This window comes from Lutaonella thermophila, assembly GCF_055387725.1.
The window spans coordinates 1,708,798-1,726,846 of record NZ_AP043783.1 but is presented as its reverse complement, the minus strand read 5'-3'; the positions used below and the strand labels follow the sequence as shown (position 1 = coordinate 1,726,846).

13 protein-coding genes are annotated in these 18,049 nt (G+C 34.5%); 10 read left to right on the top strand and 3 right to left on the bottom strand.

Features of this window, described 5'->3' with window-relative positions:
* The first annotated feature begins 57 nt into the window (after nucleotides 1-57).
* Nucleotides 58-1,170, top strand: coding sequence for a redoxin domain-containing protein (locus tag ACZ5CF_RS08105; protein WP_464578754.1), 1,113 nt, complete (start codon nucleotides 58-60; stop codon nucleotides 1,168-1,170).
* Nucleotides 1,171-1,234: 64 nt separating this feature from the next.
* On the opposite strand, the gene ACZ5CF_RS08100 is transcribed toward ACZ5CF_RS08105, so the two are convergent.
* Both ACZ5CF_RS08100 and ACZ5CF_RS08095 read right to left on the bottom strand, forming a co-directional pair.
* Nucleotides 1,235-1,918 (bottom strand): SIMPL domain-containing protein, encoded by a 684-nt coding sequence (locus tag ACZ5CF_RS08100; protein ID WP_464578753.1) that lies wholly within the window; start codon nucleotides 1,916-1,918, stop codon nucleotides 1,235-1,237.
* A gap of 40 nt (nucleotides 1,919-1,958) precedes the next feature.
* Complete coding sequence (locus ACZ5CF_RS08095) at nucleotides 1,959-2,609, bottom strand: rhomboid family intramembrane serine protease (RefSeq protein ID WP_464578752.1); 651 nt, start codon at nucleotides 2,607-2,609, stop codon at nucleotides 1,959-1,961.
* A 57-nt stretch (nucleotides 2,610-2,666) separates the two neighbouring features.
* Between ACZ5CF_RS08095 and ACZ5CF_RS08090 the strand changes: the two genes are divergently transcribed.
* Complete coding sequence (locus ACZ5CF_RS08090; protein WP_464578751.1) at nucleotides 2,667-3,551, top strand: lysophospholipid acyltransferase family protein; 885 nt, start codon at nucleotides 2,667-2,669, stop codon at nucleotides 3,549-3,551.
* Here ACZ5CF_RS08090 and glmM read toward each other — a convergent pair.
* The gene (gene glmM / locus ACZ5CF_RS08085; protein ID WP_464578750.1) at nucleotides 3,541-4,929 is read right to left on the bottom strand and encodes a phosphoglucosamine mutase; all 1,389 of its coding nucleotides are present in this window, start codon (nucleotides 4,927-4,929) and stop codon (nucleotides 3,541-3,543) included. The genes ACZ5CF_RS08090 and glmM overlap by 11 nt on opposite strands.
* Before the next feature lie 80 nt (nucleotides 4,930-5,009).
* Between glmM and ACZ5CF_RS08080 the strand changes: the two genes are divergently transcribed.
* The 8 genes from ACZ5CF_RS08080 (at nucleotide 5,010) to ACZ5CF_RS08045 (ending at nucleotide 18,045) form a co-directional block, all read left to right on the top strand.
* Complete coding sequence (locus tag ACZ5CF_RS08080; RefSeq protein ID WP_464578748.1) at nucleotides 5,010-5,600, top strand: acyl carrier protein phosphodiesterase; 591 nt, start codon at nucleotides 5,010-5,012, stop codon at nucleotides 5,598-5,600.
* Entirely contained in the window at nucleotides 5,597-7,288 is a 1,692-nt protein-coding gene (ggt, locus tag ACZ5CF_RS08075; protein ID WP_464578747.1) for a gamma-glutamyltransferase, read from the top strand. The genes ACZ5CF_RS08080 and ggt overlap by 4 nt, the downstream gene beginning before the upstream one ends.
* Nucleotides 7,289-7,293: 5 nt before the next feature.
* Nucleotides 7,294-8,205, top strand: coding sequence for an ATP-grasp domain-containing protein (locus tag ACZ5CF_RS08070; protein WP_464578745.1), 912 nt, complete (start codon nucleotides 7,294-7,296; stop codon nucleotides 8,203-8,205).
* A complete protein-coding gene (locus ACZ5CF_RS08065) occupies nucleotides 8,195-8,914 on the top strand; it encodes a hypothetical protein (protein WP_464578744.1) in 720 nt (239 codons plus the stop codon). Before ACZ5CF_RS08070 ends, ACZ5CF_RS08065 begins: the two co-directional genes overlap by 11 nt.
* Nucleotides 8,915-9,009: 95 nt before the next feature.
* The gene (gene uvrA, locus ACZ5CF_RS08060; protein WP_464578743.1) at nucleotides 9,010-11,841 is read left to right on the top strand and encodes an excinuclease ABC subunit UvrA; all 2,832 of its coding nucleotides are present in this window, start codon (nucleotides 9,010-9,012) and stop codon (nucleotides 11,839-11,841) included.
* Nucleotides 11,842-11,873: 32 nt separating this feature from the next.
* Nucleotides 11,874-12,563 carry an LOG family protein gene (locus ACZ5CF_RS08055; protein WP_464578742.1) on the top strand — a complete coding sequence of 230 codons (690 nt, stop codon included), beginning with the start codon at nucleotides 11,874-11,876 and terminating at the stop codon, nucleotides 12,561-12,563.
* A gap of 46 nt (nucleotides 12,564-12,609) precedes the next feature.
* The gene (locus ACZ5CF_RS08050; RefSeq protein WP_464578740.1) at nucleotides 12,610-15,459 is read left to right on the top strand and encodes a gluzincin family metallopeptidase; all 2,850 of its coding nucleotides are present in this window, start codon (nucleotides 12,610-12,612) and stop codon (nucleotides 15,457-15,459) included.
* Between the two features lie 174 nt (nucleotides 15,460-15,633).
* Complete coding sequence (locus ACZ5CF_RS08045; RefSeq protein ID WP_464578738.1) at nucleotides 15,634-18,045, top strand: alpha-ketoacid dehydrogenase subunit alpha/beta; 2,412 nt, start codon at nucleotides 15,634-15,636, stop codon at nucleotides 18,043-18,045.
* Nucleotides 18,046-18,049 lie beyond the last annotated feature (4 nt).

The following is an 18,049-nucleotide window of genomic DNA, read 5'->3' as shown; positions in this document are numbered from 1 at the left end:
GGCTTTTTTATTAGCCCGAGTTTATTACATTTGTGTACTAAAGATTTAATATATACCATGAAAAAAATTTTAAACGTATGCGTTGCAATTTTACTTCTAGCAACTGCATGTAACAAACCAAAAGAAAACCAATACATTGTTACTGCCAAAATAGATGGCGTAAATAATGGTACAAACGTATACTTAAAAAAAGTATCATTTAGTGCTCCAATTCAAGAAGTAGATACCACTCAAGTACAAGATGGTTCATTTACTTTTACGGGAGAAAGTACAGAGCCTCAAATGCATTTTATATTTATTGATGGCGTTAAAGGAAACGTTCCTGTAATACTTGAAGAAGGAAACATTACTTTAGAGCTTTACAAGGATAGCCTGAATGCATCTAAAATTTCAGGAACACCCTCTAATGATTCGTTTACCAAATTCTTAGAAGGAACAAAAGCTATAAACAAAAAGTTGGTATCGCTCAGAGAAGATTTATTTAAAGCACAGCGAGAGAATGATACTACTACTATGAGCTCATTAAGAGACGAGTTTTTTGAAATTCAAGAAGAAGGAAAAAACTACGAGCTAAATTTTGCCGAAAACAACCCTGATAGCTATGTAACATTGATGCTTATACATAGATACCTTTTAAACAAAGCACATAGCACTAACAAAGTAAAAGAGTTATACGATAATTTACCGGAAGCGTTAAAAAACTCAGAAGAAGGGAAAGAAGTAGCCAAATTATTAACCGATGCCTTAAAAGTTGAAGTTGGTAGTAAAGCTCCTAATTTTTCTGCACCAAACCCAGAAGGTAAAACCATTGCTTTAAATGATGTTAAAGGAAAGGTTACAATAATTGATTTTTGGGCTGCTTGGTGCAAACCTTGTAGAGCAGAAAATCCTAATGTTGTTAAAGTTTACAATAAATATCACGAAAAAGGATTAGAAATTATTGGTGTTTCTTTAGATAAAAAGAAAGAAGACTGGGAAAAAGCAATTGCAGATGACGGCTTACCTTGGCATCATGTATCTAACCTAAAACACTGGAACGAGCCTGTTGCCCGAATGTATAATGTTAATGCTATACCTGCTACATTTATTTTAAATGAAGAAGGTGTTATTGTAGCAAAAGATCTCCGTGGTGATGCACTTGAAGAGAAAATAGCCGAATTATTAAATTAATAATCAAGAAATAGCATCAAAAAGCCCTCAGTTTTGAGGGCTTTTTTCTTTTTCTTTTTTTTTGCTACTTCAGCTCAAATACTACATAAACTCGAGCTTTAATTTCTATATCGCCGGCTGCAATTGTTTGTATTTCTTCTGCAGCATCCATAGCCATAGCTTTAACTTCATAAGAACGCACAGGCATTGGTGCACTATAACCACTCTCGCTTATTGTAATAGCTTTACCTGTTTGTTGCCCTAAAGCTTGCGCATATGCTACTGCTTTTTCTTTTGCGTTGAGGATAGCCTTAATACGAGCTTGGCTTTTTACTTCTTCTAAATTAGATGCTTTAAACTGTACTCCATCTATTCTGTTAATACCCGAATTTAATAATCCTTGCATTAATGTTTCATATTTACTTAAATCTCGTAACGTGATTTTTAGTGATTGGGAAGCCGTATAATGATACTTTTTTTTCTGGTAATCAAATCTCTTATTCAAATTAACACGTTCAGAAAAAACATCTTTATCTTTTATTTTATGCTTTTTAATAATCTTAAATACCGTATTTATAACTGCATCATTATTAGCTTTAACAGACTGTGGGTCGTTACCGTTATGCTCTACACTTACTCGTATTAAAGCATAATCCGGGGTTACAAACAATGTGCTTTCTCCGGTTACAGAAACGGTAGATAAAAATTCTTTTTGCTGGGCATTAATACCTAAACTAATGCAAAAGAGTACTATAACTAATTTTTTCATGTGATTAATTTTAATTACCCTAAACAAGGGTTATGCCATTTTAAGATATTTTGCCCATTTTTTCTAAAACAAACAAAATTATAATCGGTATAGCTAACAAGACCACCATTAATGTATGGTTTACTAAAAGACTGGGCATAAACAGTAGTGTACACAAATACCCGCCAACAGCACCACCAAAATGAGCCGTATGACCAATATTACCTATTCTGCTTTTCATGCCGTAAATAGAATACAGCAAATAACCAATACCAAAAATATAGGCCGGAATAGGAATTGGGATGAAGAAAAAATACAGACTCATATCGGGTCTAAGTAAAATTGCAGCATAAATTATTCCGGTTACAGCGCCACTTGCTCCTACTGCACTGTAATGATATTCGTCTTTATGAAAAAACAAAGCAAAAAGACTACCAACTATAAGACTTACAAAGTAAATTAACAAGAATTTAGTTGTACCAAAAAAGGCAATTACTACTGTAGCAAAAAAGTACAGTGTAATCATGTTAAACAATAAATGTGTAATATCTACGTGTAAAAACCCCGAAGTGAAAATTCTAAATCGTTCGCCTCTTTTAATAGCTCCTATCTGAAACTTATAGCGTTCAAAAAAAGTAAAATCGTTAAAACCTTTAAAAGAAATTACTGCATTAGCAATAATTAAAACCAGCGTGGCTATACTTAAATTCATTTAGGGTTTGTTTAGGTGTGCATCAAATATAGCTATATTTGCCCAAAAATTTGCTTCATGCAGTTATTGGTTTTTATACTTGTATATCCGCTATTATGGCTGGTTTCTATTTTACCGTTTAGATTGCTTTATGCATTATCAGATGCTATTTACATCTTGTTATATTACATAATTGGATACCGAAAAAAAGTTGTTAGAGGAAACTTACAATTAGCCTTTCCGGAGAAATCGCTATCAGAAATTAAGCAAATAGAAAAAAAGTTCTACAAGCACATGTGTGATTTGTTTTTAGAGATGATTAAATCTTTAACTATCTCTAAAACAGAAATGATTAAACGTTTTTCTTTTACCAACTTAGAGGTTATAAAAAATTTCGAAAAACAAAAACGTAACGTAATTTTAGTTTGTGGGCATTATGCAAGTTACGAATGGATGATGTCTTTAGGCTACCATATAAATCATAAAGGGTATGGCGTATATATGCCAATTGCTAACAAGTATTTTGATAGGTTGGTGAAAAAAATCAGAACCCGACACGGAGCTTATTTAATTGCTAAAAAAGATGCAACAAAAACCATTAGAAAACATAAAGAAGACAATGTTCTGGCTTTATATGGTTTGGCAAGCGACCAATCACCTCAACTTCAAAGAGCTCGCTACTGGAGAACATTTATGGGCGTTAAAGTTCCTGTTTTTTTAGGTGCAGAAAAGCTATCTAAAGAATTAGATTATCCGGTGGTTTTTATGGATATTCAGAAGATTAAGCGTGGATATTACCAAACTACATTTACTGTAATTACAGATAACCCAAAAGCATTACCCGACTATAAAATAACCGATACCTTTACTGAGCTTTTAGAAGCACAAATAAAAGCTAAGCCAGAATATTATTTATGGACACACAAGCGCTTTAAACACAAAGACAAAGCTCCTAAAGATTAGCTATTGCCTTAATTTCTTGTATTATGGTTGCAGCTAAGTTATCTGCTTCTTGTTGTGATTTGGCTTCTGTATAAATTCTAATAATTGGTTCTGTGTTAGATTTTCTAAGGTGTACCCAACTTTCAGGAAAATCAATTTTCACGCCATCTATAGTAGATACTTTATGGTTTGCGTAATTTTTCTCTATAGCTTTTAAAATGGCATCTACATCTAAATCTGGTGTTAGTGCAATTTTATTTTTACTCATAAAATACGCCGGATACCCCGACTTTAATTCGCTTACAGTAACTTTTTTCTCTGCCAATAAGCTTAAAAATAATGCAACTCCCACTAAAGCATCTCGGCCGTAATGCAACTCCGGATAAATAATTCCGCCATTACCTTCTCCTCCTATTATTGCGTTTGTTTGTTTCATTAAGGCAACAACATTTACCTCTCCCACGGCAGAAGCTTTATATGTGCCTCCGTATTGCTTGGTAACATCACTTAGCGCACGAGTAGAAGACATGTTAGAAACCGTATTTCCGGGTGTTTTGCTTAACACATAATCTGCGCAAGCAACCAATGTATATTCTTCACCAAACATCTCGCCTTTCTCATCAATAAAAGCTAATCTATCTACATCCGGATCTACAACAATTCCTAAATCTGCTTTTTCATCTACTACTTTATCAGACAAATCTGTTAAATGCTCCTTTAAAGGTTCAGGATTGTGCGGAAAATGCCCGTTTGGCTCACAATACAACTTAACGGTATGTACCCCTAAACGATCTAAAAGTAATGGTATAGCTATACCTCCGGTAGAATTTACACCATCAACCACCACCTTAAAATTAGCACTCTTAATGGCCTCAGTATTAACTAAAGGCAGTTTTAAAATCTCATCAATGTGTAAATCTATATAAGCATCATTTTTAGTTATTTTGCCCAAATTATCAACTTCGGCAAATGCAAAGTCTTCGTTTTTAGCAATTTCTAAAATTCGTTCTCCTTCTTTCGCATTTAAAAACTCTCCTTTTGCATTTAAAAGTTTAAGCGCATTCCACTGTTTTGGGTTATGGCTTGCCGTTAAAATAATTCCGCCATCTGCATGCTCCATGGGTACAGCAACTTCTACTGTTGGAGTTGTAGACAATCCCAAATCTACAACATGAATGCCCATCCCAACGAGTGTTTGCATTACCAAGTCTTGAATCATTTTTCCAGATATTCTGGCGTCTCTACCAACCACTACTCTGTAGTTGTCTTTCTGGCGTTGTTCTTTAACCCAAGTGCCATAGGCTGCAGCAAAAGTAACAGCATCTATAGGGGTTAAATTATCGCCAACGTTGCCTCCAATAGTGCCTCGAATACCGGAAATAGATTTTATTAAAGTCATGGTAGATGTATTTTCTGAATTTGTGCAAATATACAATCTCAATCCTTTTTTCTTGAGTTTGAATTTGTAAATTCGAGCTCATGAATTTTTTAGCACACATATATTTATCTAACGAAGAACCCTTGGTTAAAATAGGTAATTTTATTGCCGATGCCATCAGGGGAAATAAATATGATCATTACCCTAAAGACATTCAAAAAGGCATCTTACTGCACAGAGCTATAGATACTTTTACTGATAGTCATCCTGTTTTTAGGCAAAGTAAATATAGGCTTCAAGAAAATTACGGTCATTATAGCGGAGTTATTGTAGATATTTTTTACGACCATTTTTTAGCTAAAAATTGGGAAAACTATGCCTCTATTCCTTTAAAAGATTATGTTGATGATTTTTACGATTTATTAGAGCAACACTTTTCTATTTTACCCGAAGCAACGCAACGCATGCTGCCGTACATGATTGCAGATAATTGGCTGTATAATTACAGAAAACTAAAAGGAATTGCCAAAGTGCTAAATGGCATGAATAGAAGAACCAAAAATAAGTCTAAAATGAATTTTGCTATTTTAGACCTCCAAGAACATTATGATGATTTTGAAAAAGAATTTACTGCTTTTTTTGATGAGCTTATAACATATGCTAACCATAAATACAAATCAATATCTGTATGATTAGAAAATTATTCTTTTCGGTTTTTATTGCCCTTTTTATCATAGCTTGTAAAACTCAACCCAAAAGAACTCCTACCGGGCTTACTACAAAACAAGCAATGGTAGTCTCTGCAAGAGAAGAGGCTTCTAAAATTGGAGTAGAAATTTTAAAAAAAGGCGGAAACGCTTTTGATGCCATGGTAGCTACAGAGCTTGCTTTGGCTGTGGCTTACCCATATGCCGGCAATCTTGGTGGCGGTGGGTTTATGGTTTACAGAATGGCAGATGGTACAACAGGAGGTTTAGATTATAGAGAAAAAGCTCCTCTTGCAGCGCATAAAGACATGTATTTAGATAGCCTGGGGAATGTAGTACCGGGCAAAAGCACACTCGGAGCCACTGCTGTTGGTGTACCGGGTACAGTTGCCGGTGTGTTTGCTGTGCATGAAAAGTTTGGATCGCTACCTTTTAATGAGCTCATAAAACCAGTAATAGAACTAGCTAAAAAAGGCGTGGTTGTAACTAAAAAACAAGAAGCCAGATTAGAAAACTATAGGCCTTTAATTAAACAAGTAAGCGGAGATAGCACACTTTTAGCTTATCCTTATAAAGCCGGAGACACCATTAAATATTTAGCTCTAGCCAATACATTAGAACGCATAATGCAAAACGGCCGAGACGAATTTTATAAGGGTGAAACTGCACATAAAATAGCAACTTTTATACAAGAAAAAGGCGGTTATATTACCCAAGAAGATTTGGCTAGATACGAAGCTAAATGGCGTGAACCTATTATTTTTAACTATAAAGACCTTACAATAATTTCTATGAGCCCCCCAAGTAGTGGTGGTGTTACATTAGCTCAAATTATGAAAATGATTGAGCCCTATCCTATTTCAGATTACGGGCACAATAGCTTAAAAAGTATACAGTTAATAACCGAAGCAGAACGAAGAGCATATGCAGATAGAAACTACTTTTTAGGAGATCCTGATTTTGTTGAAATTCCTCTGCAAACCCTGTTAGATGAAGATTACCTTAAAAACAGAATGGCTTCGTTTAGTTTTAATAAAGCCACCCCTTCATCAGAAATTAGTCATGGTAGCATAACCATTTCAGAAAGTTCAGAAACAACTCATTATTCAATAATAGATCAATACGGGAATGCTGTATCTGCTACAACAACCATAAATGGAGCATACGGCTCTAAATTGTATTCAGATGAACTCGGATTCTTTTTTAATAATGAAATGGATGACTTTAGTGCCAAGCCCGGAGAACCCAATATGTTTGGGCTAATTGGTGCAGAAGCCAACAGTATTGCTCCAGAAAAAAGAATGCTTAGCTCTATGACGCCAACTATTGTAGAAAAAGACGGAAAATTATTTATGGTAGTTGGTACACCCGGTGGTTCGACCATTATCACATCGGTTTTACAAACAATTCTAAATGTGTATGAATTTAATATGAGCATGCAAGAAGCTGTTAATGCTCCGAGGTTTCACCACCAATGGCTACCAGATGTAATAACATTTGAGCCCAATGCATTCTCTAAAAACCTTTTAAACAGTTTAAAAGAAAAAGGGTATAATATTAACGAAGATAGAACCCCTGTAATTGGTAAAGTTGATGCTATTTTGGTGTATCCTGACGGTACTTTAGAAGGCGGGGCAGATAAAAGAGGAGACGATACTGCAGTTGGATTTTAAACAATATGAAAAAACCTTTTTTTGATGTAGTAGTGCTTACAGATAGGCGCTATGTAAATCCGGAAATTACAAGTACTTATGTACAAAATGTAATTACCGAAGATACCCTTGTTGTTAATGCTCTTAAAAAAGAAGGGTTACAGGTAACGCGTATTGCTTGGGATGATTCTGATTTTGATTGGAGTAATACACGTTTTGCTCTTTTTAGAACAACTTGGGATTATTTTGATAGGTTTACTGAGTTTTCTGCTTGGTTAGAAAATGTTAGTAAGCAAACAAAACTTATAAATTCAGAGCGGTTAATTAAATGGAATTTAGATAAGCATTACCTGCAACATTTGCATAATAAAGGCGTGCCCATACCTCCTACCCTTTTTATAGAGAAAGGTGCAGCAACCACTTTACAGGCATTATGCAATAAAAAAAGGTGGCAAGAAGTAATATTAAAACCTTGTGTTTCTGGAGCAGCAAGACATACTTATAAAATTAATCAAGAAAACATTTCAGAACATGAGCATATTTTTGAAACATTAGTTTCAAATGAAGCTATGATGCTTCAGCCATACCTAAAAAATGTAACCAATAAAGGAGAAATATCGTTAATGGTTTTTAACCAAACAGTTACACACGCAATATTAAAAAAGGCAAAACCAGGCGACTTTAGAGTTCAAGATGATTTTGGCGGAACCGTTCATCCATATACTCCAACAAAAAACGAAATTGATTTGGCATTACAAGCTGTAAATGCCTGTATAGAAATGCCTGTATATGCCAGAGTAGATATCATGTTAGATAACAATAATAATTTAGTAGTTTCAGAATTAGAACTAATAGAACCTGAGCTTTGGTTTAGAGAAAACCCTGAAGCAGCAACTATTTTAGCAAAACAAATAAGAAAACTTGTTTATGAAAATTAGAAAGATCATAAAAATTATTGTTGGAGTTGTTATATTTTTCACACTCCCCAGTTTGTTGTTTTTTAGCTTTTTATATTTAAAATATAACATTTCTTTACCTGATTATTCTCCTAGTGCAAAAGCAGATTCTGTTGCAATACAAATGCTAAACACGCTTAATTACAAGGCTTACAAAGAAATTAATTATTTAGAATGGACATTTAAAAACAGACACCATTACCAATGGCAAAAAAACAAAGGTATTGTTACTGTTTTCTGGAAAGACAAAAAAGTAGAGCTCAATTTAATTGCTCCGCAAAAAAGTAGTGTTTATATAAACAATGAACTTGTAAAGGAAGCCTCAAAAAAGAAAAAACTAATACAAAAAGCACAAGATTATTTTAATAATGATTCTTTTTGGTTGGTAGCTCCGTACAAAGTTTTTGATTCTGGCACTAAACGAAGTCTGGTTACTTTAGAAAACGGAGAAAAAGGCTTGCTTGTAACCTACACAAAAGGTGGTACTACACCGGGAGATAGTTACCTTTGGCTTTTAGATGCCAACAAAAAACCCTATGCTTACAGAATGTGGGTAGATATTTTACCTATAGGTGGTCTTAAAGCAACCTGGTCTGGTTGGATTACTACAAAAAGTGGTGCAATGTTTTCACTAAACCATCAATTAGGACCGCTATCTATTCCTATCACTAACTTTAAAACCCACAATTAAACTTTTAATTAATAGCTGTAATTGCACTATTCTTATAAGGTTTAATGGTCTAATCTTTTTTATTAAAATCGTACCTTTGCAATTTTGCTGATATTATGGCTGTATTCGAAGAAAATATAGAAGTTAACGGTGCTCGAGTTCATAATCTAAAAAACATAGATGTAAGCATTCCAAGAGAAAAGTTAGTAGTAATAACCGGACTCTCAGGAAGTGGAAAATCGTCTTTAGCCTTTGATACTATTTATGCCGAAGGACAACGACGTTACATTGAAACTTTCTCGGCCTATGCCAGACAGTTTTTAGGTGGTTTAGAGCGTCCTGATGTAGATAAAATAGACGGTTTATCTCCTGTTATTGCCATAGAGCAAAAAACAACTTCTAAATCTCCCCGATCAACCGTAGGAACCATTACAGAGATATACGATTTTTTACGACTTCTTTTTGCACGTGCCGGAGAAGCCTACAGCTATAACACCGGTGAAAAAATGGTTAGTTATAGCGATGAGCAAATAAAAAATCTAATTATAGAACAGTTTAACGGCAAAAAAATAAATATTCTTGCTCCGGTTGTACAGTCTAGAAAAGGACATTATAGAGAATTGTTTGAGCAAATTGCAAAACAAGGGTATGTAAAAGTTAGAGTAGATGGCGAAATAACCGACATTACCCGTGGAATGAAGTTAGACAGGTACAAAACGCACGATATAGAGATTGTTGTAGACAGACTTGTAGTTTCAGACTCAGAAACGTTTCAAAAAAGATTAGCAGAAACACTACAAACAGCAATGTACCACGGTAACGATGTAATTATGGTGCTTGAGCAAGACAGCAACAAACCTCGTTACTTTAGCAGAAATTTAATGTGCCCGTCTACCGGAATATCGTATCCAAACCCTGAACCCAACACTTTTTCATTTAACTCCCCAAAGGGCATGTGCCCTTCGTGTAACGGATTAGGAACCATATATCAGGTAAACGAAGCTAAAATAATCCCAAATAATAACATAACAATAAAGGGCGGTGCTATTGCTCCACTTGGTGAGTATAAGCGCTCTTGGGCCTTTAAACAGATAGAAGTTATAGCAGAGCGCTATAATTTTAAATTAACAGACCCAATTAAAAAAGTACCTAAAGAGGCATTAGATATTATTCTTTACGGTGGCAACGAAAAATTTTCTGTGGCCTCCAAAACTTTAGGTATAACCAGAGAATACAAAATTGAATACGAAGGGATTGTTAATTTCTTAAAAAGTCAATTTGAAAACAGTGAATCTACCTCAATAAAGCGTTGGGCAAAAGAGTATATGGACAAAATTGTTTGTCCGGAGTGTAACGGCTCAAGGTTAAAAAAAGAATCGCTTTACTTTAAAATAAACAATAAAAACATAGCCGAATTAGCTATGATGGATATTGTTGATTTGGCTAAGTTTTTTAAAGATTTACCCAAAAAACTAAACGAAAAGCAGTTTAAAATTGCCGAAGAAATTTTAAAAGAAATCAACAACAGACTTCAATTTTTACTTGATGTTGGTTTAGATTATTTATCGTTAAACCGAAGCTCTAAATCGCTCTCAGGTGGCGAAGCCCAACGTATTAGGTTGGCTACGCAAATTGGCTCTCAGTTAGTGGGAGTACTTTATATTTTAGATGAGCCAAGTATTGGATTGCATCAAAGAGACAACGAGCGTCTTATAAAGTCACTACAATCACTTAGAGATATAGGAAACTCTGTAATTGTTGTAGAGCACGATAAAGACATGATTTTAAGCGCCGATCATGTTATAGACATTGGGCCAATGGCCGGCAGGCACGGTGGTAAAATAATTTCGCAGGGGACACCAAAACAAATAATGCAACAAAGTACTCTTACTGCAGCTTATTTAAACGGTGCAAAAGAAATTGCAGTACCAACAAAACGTCGTGAAGGTAACGGCAAAGCATTAGTTTTAAAAGGGTGTACCGGTAATAATCTTAAAAATGTAGATGTTTCTTTCCCATTGGGTAAAATGATTATTGTAACCGGTGTTTCGGGTAGCGGAAAATCAACTTTAATAAACGAAACCCTCTACCCTATTTTAAATAAGCACTTTTTTAATGCCGTAAAAAAACCAATGCCTTACAAAAGCATTGAAGGTTTAGAACATATAGATAAGGTTATAGATATAAACCAATCGCCAATTGGTAGAACACCGCGTTCAAACCCGGCTACATATACGGGAGTTTTTAGCGAAATAAGAAGTTTATTTACCAAAACTCCCGAAGCTATGATAAGAGGCTACAAACCCGGCAGATTTAGCTTTAATGTAAAAGGAGGTCGATGCGAAACGTGTGAAGGTGGCGGTGTAAAAGTTATAGAAATGAACTTTTTACCGGACGTTTATGTAGAATGCGAAACCTGCCAGGGAAAACGCTTTAACAGAGAAACTCTAGAGATCAGATACAAAGGTAAATCTATTGCCGATGTACTGGCAATGACCATAAATGAAGCTGTAGATTTCTTTGAGCATATTCCTAAAATTTACAGAAAACTAAAAACCATTCAAGATGTTGGGCTTGGGTATATAACCCTGGGGCAGCCCTCTACAACACTATCAGGTGGTGAAGCTCAGCGTATTAAATTGGCAACAGAACTTTCAAAAAAAGATACCGGGAATACCTTTTATATTTTAGATGAACCAACCACCGGACTACATTTTGAAGATATTAGAGTTTTAATGGAGGTACTTAACCAACTTGTAGATAAAGGCAACACCGTTTTAATTATAGAACACAACATGGACGTGATTAAAATGGGAGATTACATTATAGATATTGGATACGAAGGAGGTAAAGGAGGCGGACAAATTGTTGCAGTAGGAACTCCGGAAGAAGTTGCAAAAGATACCAAAAGCTACACTGCTAAATTTTTAAAAAAAGAATTACTTTAGCATGTTTTGAATTTTAAAAAAATTAAAATCATATGAGGAAAGAAAAACACCATAGAGGTTGGAACGAGATTAAAACGAATGACTCGTGGGCTATTTTTAAAATAATGGGCGAATTTGTAAACGGCTTCGAAAAAATGAGTCAAATTGGTCCTTGCGTTTCTATTTTCGGATCGGCAAGAACTAAACCCGAAGACAAATACTATAAGCTCACAGAAAAAATAGCTAACAAAATTGTAGAAGCAGGATATGGTGTAATTACAGGAGGTGGCCCGGGTATTATGGAAGCGGGTAATAAAGGAGCTTACCTTGGTGGAGGCACATCGGTAGGATTAAATATAGAGCTACCATTTGAGCAACATGATAACCCTTATATTGATGACGATAAAAACCTGAATTTTGATTACTTTTTTGTTAGAAAAGTAATGTTTGTAAAATACTCTCAAGGGTTTGTTGTTATGCCGGGTGGTTTTGGTACACTCGATGAACTTTTTGAAGCAATTACGCTTATACAAACTAAGAAAATAGATAAATTCCCGATTATTTTAGTTGGATCTGAGTTTTGGTCTGGTTTAATAGATTGGATTAAAAAAACACTTTTAGATAAGGCTAAAAATATTAGCGCAAGTGATTTAGATCTTTTTCATGTTGTAGATACAGAAGATGAAGTTATTGAGATTTTGAACTCTTTCTACAAAAAGTTCAATTTAAGTCCAAACTTCTAATAAAACATTTTTAAATTAGAAATCTACAAGAAAAAGATTTGTTGTATTGATTGCACTTGCTACAAAATTAAACATACGTGTATCTAAACTAATTTTAACAATTATTACTGTGCTGGGCTGCTATTACGGTAAAGCCCAGCACAAACAACATATTGTTGCAACCTTACACGATAGCACTAAAACGTTATCAATTCAACAAAAAATAACTTATTACAATAATACTTCAGACACGCTTAATCAATTATACTTACACGATTGGCAACATTCTTATTCCAGTAAAAAAACAGCACTGGCAAAACGGTTTGCAGAAGAGTTTAACAAATCGTTGCATTTAGCAAAAAAACACGAACGCGGTGGTACAAACATTATAACAGTTTCTGATGATACTTACAGATTTTTACATTGGGAGCGGTTAAATAAGTATGATGCCATAAAAATTCAGTTAAAACACCCTATTTATCCTAACCAATCTCAAACAATATCATTATCATATACCATTAAGCTGCCCGATGCAAAATTTACCGGATACGGCTATTATGACAATGGCGATTATAATTTACTGTATTGGCATTTAATTCCGGCCGTTTATAATGGAGAGTGGTTGCTTTACAACAACAAAAACTTAAACGATTTATACCAGCCACTAACAGATTATAGCATAGAGTTTAACTACCCAAAGAAGCTTACACTTGTAACTGATTTTAATAGTAAAGAAGAAACCGCTCTATCAACAACTAAAAAAGTAACGCTTGAGGGAGATAAAAGACTATCAAGCAATATAATTTTAAAAGCAGATTCTGATTTTTATACCTACAAAACAGAGAATTTAACATTAGTTACCAATTTAAACCAAACCAAAATATCCGAAATTCAGAAAGGTATATCTATAGAGCGTATTGGTAATTTTATAACAAAGTATTTAGGAGAGTACCCTCACCAAAAGCTATTGGTTAGCACCAATCTTTATAACAGAAACCCATTGTATGGTATTAATCAGCTTCCTTCTTTTTTAAGACCCTACTCAGAAGAGTTTCATTACGAGCTTATGGTGCTTAAAACAACCTTAAATCAATTTCTACAAAATACTATACACGTTAACCCAAGAGAAGAATCTTGGCTTACAGATGCGCTTCAAACGTATTTAATGATTTTGTATGTAGATACTTTTTATCCGGATGTAAAGCTGTTGGGTAAGTTTTCTAAAATCTGGGGGGTTAGAAGTTTTCATTTAGCACAAATGAGCTTTAACGATCAGTACGCACTATTGCACATGCTAATGGCGCGTCAAAATATAGATCAGGCATTAAGCACTCCTAAAGATTCTCTTTTAAAGTTTAATCAAAAAATAGCCAATAAATATAAAGCAGGGTTAGGCTTACTTTACTTAGATCATTACACTAGTAAGCAAACCGTTTTAAATGCTATTAAAGAATTTTACCAAAACAATAAACTTGCAACTACCTCTCCGGAAAGCTTTAAAAATAGCTTGCAAAAGTATTCTAATAAAAAAATAGACTGGTTTTTTACAGAATACGTAGGCACAAACAAACGAATAGATTTTAAAATAGACAAGATTGTTAAAACCAAAGACTCTGCTATTGTTACCATAAAAAACAAAACAGGTACGCACGCCCCTATTTCATTATATGCTATTGCTAACGATTCTGTTGTTTTTAAAACCTGGATAGATAGCGTAGTAGATTATAAAACTGTTACAATCCCCAAAAAAAATGCAGAGCGTTTAGTGTTAAATTACGATAGAGTTATTCCTGAATTTAATCAACGAGATAACTGGAAAACCTTGGGCGGATTTTTCTCAAGTAATAAAAAACTAAAATTTCAATTCTTTAAAGATGCTGAGAACCCTTATTACAATCAAGTTTTTTATGTTCCTATTTTAACCTACAACTTTTATGATGGTGTAACTCCGGGCATGCGATTGTATAATAAAACATTATTAGAGCGCCCATTTATTTTTGACCTTCGTCCATCATACGCAACCAAAGAAAAAACCCTCGTAGGATCTGGTATTTTAAACTATCGTAAATATTTTCAAAATCAAAGTCTATATCGCATAGATACCGGTATTTTGGGTTCTAGTTTTCACTACGCGCCAGATTTGCGCTACTCTACACTTACACCTCATATTTCGTTTAGATTCAGAAACGAAGATTTACGTTCTAACGAGCGTAAAATGTTAATGCTAAGGTATGTAAATGTATTTAGAGATTTAGACCCAAATATAGAAACCGATCCTGATTACAGAGTGTTTAACGTAAGGTTTAACCACTACAATAATGATATAATAAATTTTTACTCGTGGTTTACCGATTTACAAGTTGCAGATAAATTCACTAAAATTGCTTTTAATGCAGAGTTTAGAAGACTTTATGAAAATAATACACAATTAAATTTAAGGTTCTTTATAGGAAAATTTATAAAGAATAATACAGGTACGGATGATGGTGATTTCTTTAGTTTTGCTTTAGATAGACCTACCGATTATTTATTTGATTATGATTATTTAGGACGTTCTGAAGCTTCAGGAATTTTCAGTCAACAGTTAATTATTGCTGAGGGAGGTTTTAAGTCTAAGCTAGAACCTGCTTTTTCTAATGATTGGATTGCAACAGCCAATGCCAGTATTAATATTTGGAAATGGGTTGAGTTTTATGGTGATGTTGGGTTTGTAAAAAATAAAAATGTCCCGGGAAAATTTGTTTACGATTCTGGAATACGCTTAAATCTGGTAACCGATTATTTTGAACTATACTTCCCGCTTTACTCTAACAATGGCTGGGAAATAGCCCAACCTAATTACGACCAACGCATAAGATTTGTTGTAACCCTACAGCCCAGAGCTTTACTTGGTTTATTTACTAGAAAATGGTTTTAAGCATGTTTTAAATTGATGATTTACCAACAAAAATGTTAAATTTTACATTATTTTAAATAATCATCAATAAAAACTCTATTTGATTGAAAAATATTCAATTTTTTAAGATTTCTAAAATTGCTAAAATTAATTCTTTTAGCTATTTTTGTGAGCGTTCACTAAACTCCCTTTTCCATGCAGAAAACACCTAAATTACAGAGTGATATTTCGTTTGAAGATTTTCAAGAACAGGTATTAACCGATTATAAAATTGCGGTTACCAGCAGAGAATGTAGCTTGTTAGGAAGAAGAGAAGTATTAACCGGAAAAGCTAAATTCGGAATTTTTGGTGATGGTAAAGAAGTACCGCAATTAGCTTGGGCAAGAGCTTTTAAAAATGGTGATTTTAGAAGTGGTTACTATCGTGACCAAACCTTTATGATGGCTATTGGCCAACTTACTCCAAAACAATTTTTTGCAGGATTATACGCAAACACATCCATAGAGGCAGAACCAATGAGTGCCGGAAGGCAAATGGGTGGTCATTTTATGACACACAGCTTAAACGAAGATGGTAGTTGGAAAGATTTAACTGCACAAAAAAACAGTAGTGCAGATATCTCTCCTACTGCAGGACAAATGCCAAGATTATTGGGCTTGGCACAAGCCTCTAAAGTGTACAGAAATGTAAAAGAAATAGACAGTACCGGTTTTTCGGTTAACGGTAACGAAGTAGCTTGGGGAACTATTGGTAATGCAAGTACAAGTGAAGGGTTATTTTTTGAAACTTTTAATGCAGCAGGTGTACTTCAAGTGCCAATGGTTATTAGTGTTTGGGATGATATGTATGGTATCTCTGTTCCTGCAAAATATCAAACCACCAAAGAAAATATTTCTGAAATCTTAAAAGGGTTTCAGCGTGATGAAAATAATGCAGGTTTTGAAATTTTTGAAGTAAACGGATGGGATTATCCTGCACTTAATGAAGTGTATTTACAAGCAGGTGAGCTTGCTCGTACCGAGCATGTGCCGGTTTTAATTCACGTTAAAGAATTAACTCAACCTCAAGGGCACTCTACTTCCGGTTCGCATGAACGTTACAAATCTCCGGAGCGTTTGGCTTGGGAAAAAGAGTTTGATTGCAATGTTAAAATGCGCGAATGGATTATAGCTAACGGTATTGCAACAGACCAAGAACTTACCGACTTAGAAAAACAAATAAAAAAGGAAGTCAGAGAAGCTAAAAAAGAAGCTTGGAGCGAGTTTATACAACCTATTATATCTGATAAAAATGAGCTTGTAACAGTATTAGATGCTTTGGCACAAAATAGCACTAATAGTGTGTTTATTAACAAGTTAAAAGATGAACTTGCTGCTATAAAAGAGCCTATTAAAAGAGATGTTATTGCTACTGCCAGAAAGGCGCTTAGATACGTAGTAGGTGAAAACTCTGCACAAAAGCAAGCCCTTATAAACTGGATAGACACTTATTATAAAAATAATCAACCTAAGTTTAGTTCGCATTTATATAGTGAGCAACCCAACAATGCAACAACAATTACTGCTGTAGAGCCAACCTACGAATCTAATCCGGAAGAGGTTGATGGCAGAATTGTTTTACGTGATAATTTTGATGTTTTATTTAGTAAATATCCTCAAGCACTTGTTTTTGGAGAAGATAGTGGTAATATTGGAGATGTAAACCAAGGACTTGAAGGGTTACAAGAAAAATACGGAGAAATTAGGGTTGCAGATACCGGTATTAGAGAGGCAACTATACTTGGCCAAGGTATTGGTCTTGCCATGAGAGGTTTACGACCAATTGCCGAAATTCAGTATTTAGATTACCTTCTCTATGCACTACAAATAATGAGTGATGATTTAGCAACCTTGCTTTACAGAACTGTTGGTAAACAAAAAGCCCCGGTAATTGTTAGAACGCGTGGGCATCGTTTAGAAGGTATTTGGCATTCCGGATCACAAATGGGTGGTATAATTCATTTGCTTAGAGGAATGTATGTACTAACCCCAAGAAACATGACCAAAGCAGCCGGGTTTTACAATACATTAATGCTTAGCGATGAACCTGCCCTTATTATAGAAAGCTTAAACGGATATCGCTTAAAAGAGAAATTGCCTAATAACTTAGGAGAATTTAGAACTCCAATTGGTGTTGTAGAAACCGTTAAAGAAGGTAAAGATATTACTGTGGTATCATACGGTTCTACTTTCAGAATTGTAGAGCAAGTAGCTAAAGAGTTAATGCAAGTAGATATAGATGTAGAGCTTATAGATGCACAAAGCTTATTACCTTTTGATATTAATCACGATGTGGTTAAAAGTGTTCAGAAAACTAATAGATTGTTAGTTGTAGATGAAGATGTGCCGGGTGGAGCGTCAGCATATTTATTACAAGAAATTATAGAAAAACAAGGCGCTTATAAATATTTAGATAGCGCTCCACAAACTTTATCGGCTAAAGCTCACAGACCGGCTTATGCTACAGATGGCGACTATTTTTCTAAGCCCAATGCAGAAGATATTTTTGAGAAAATTTACGATATTATGCATGAGGCTAATCCGGCTAAATATCCAAAACTAAAATAATAGT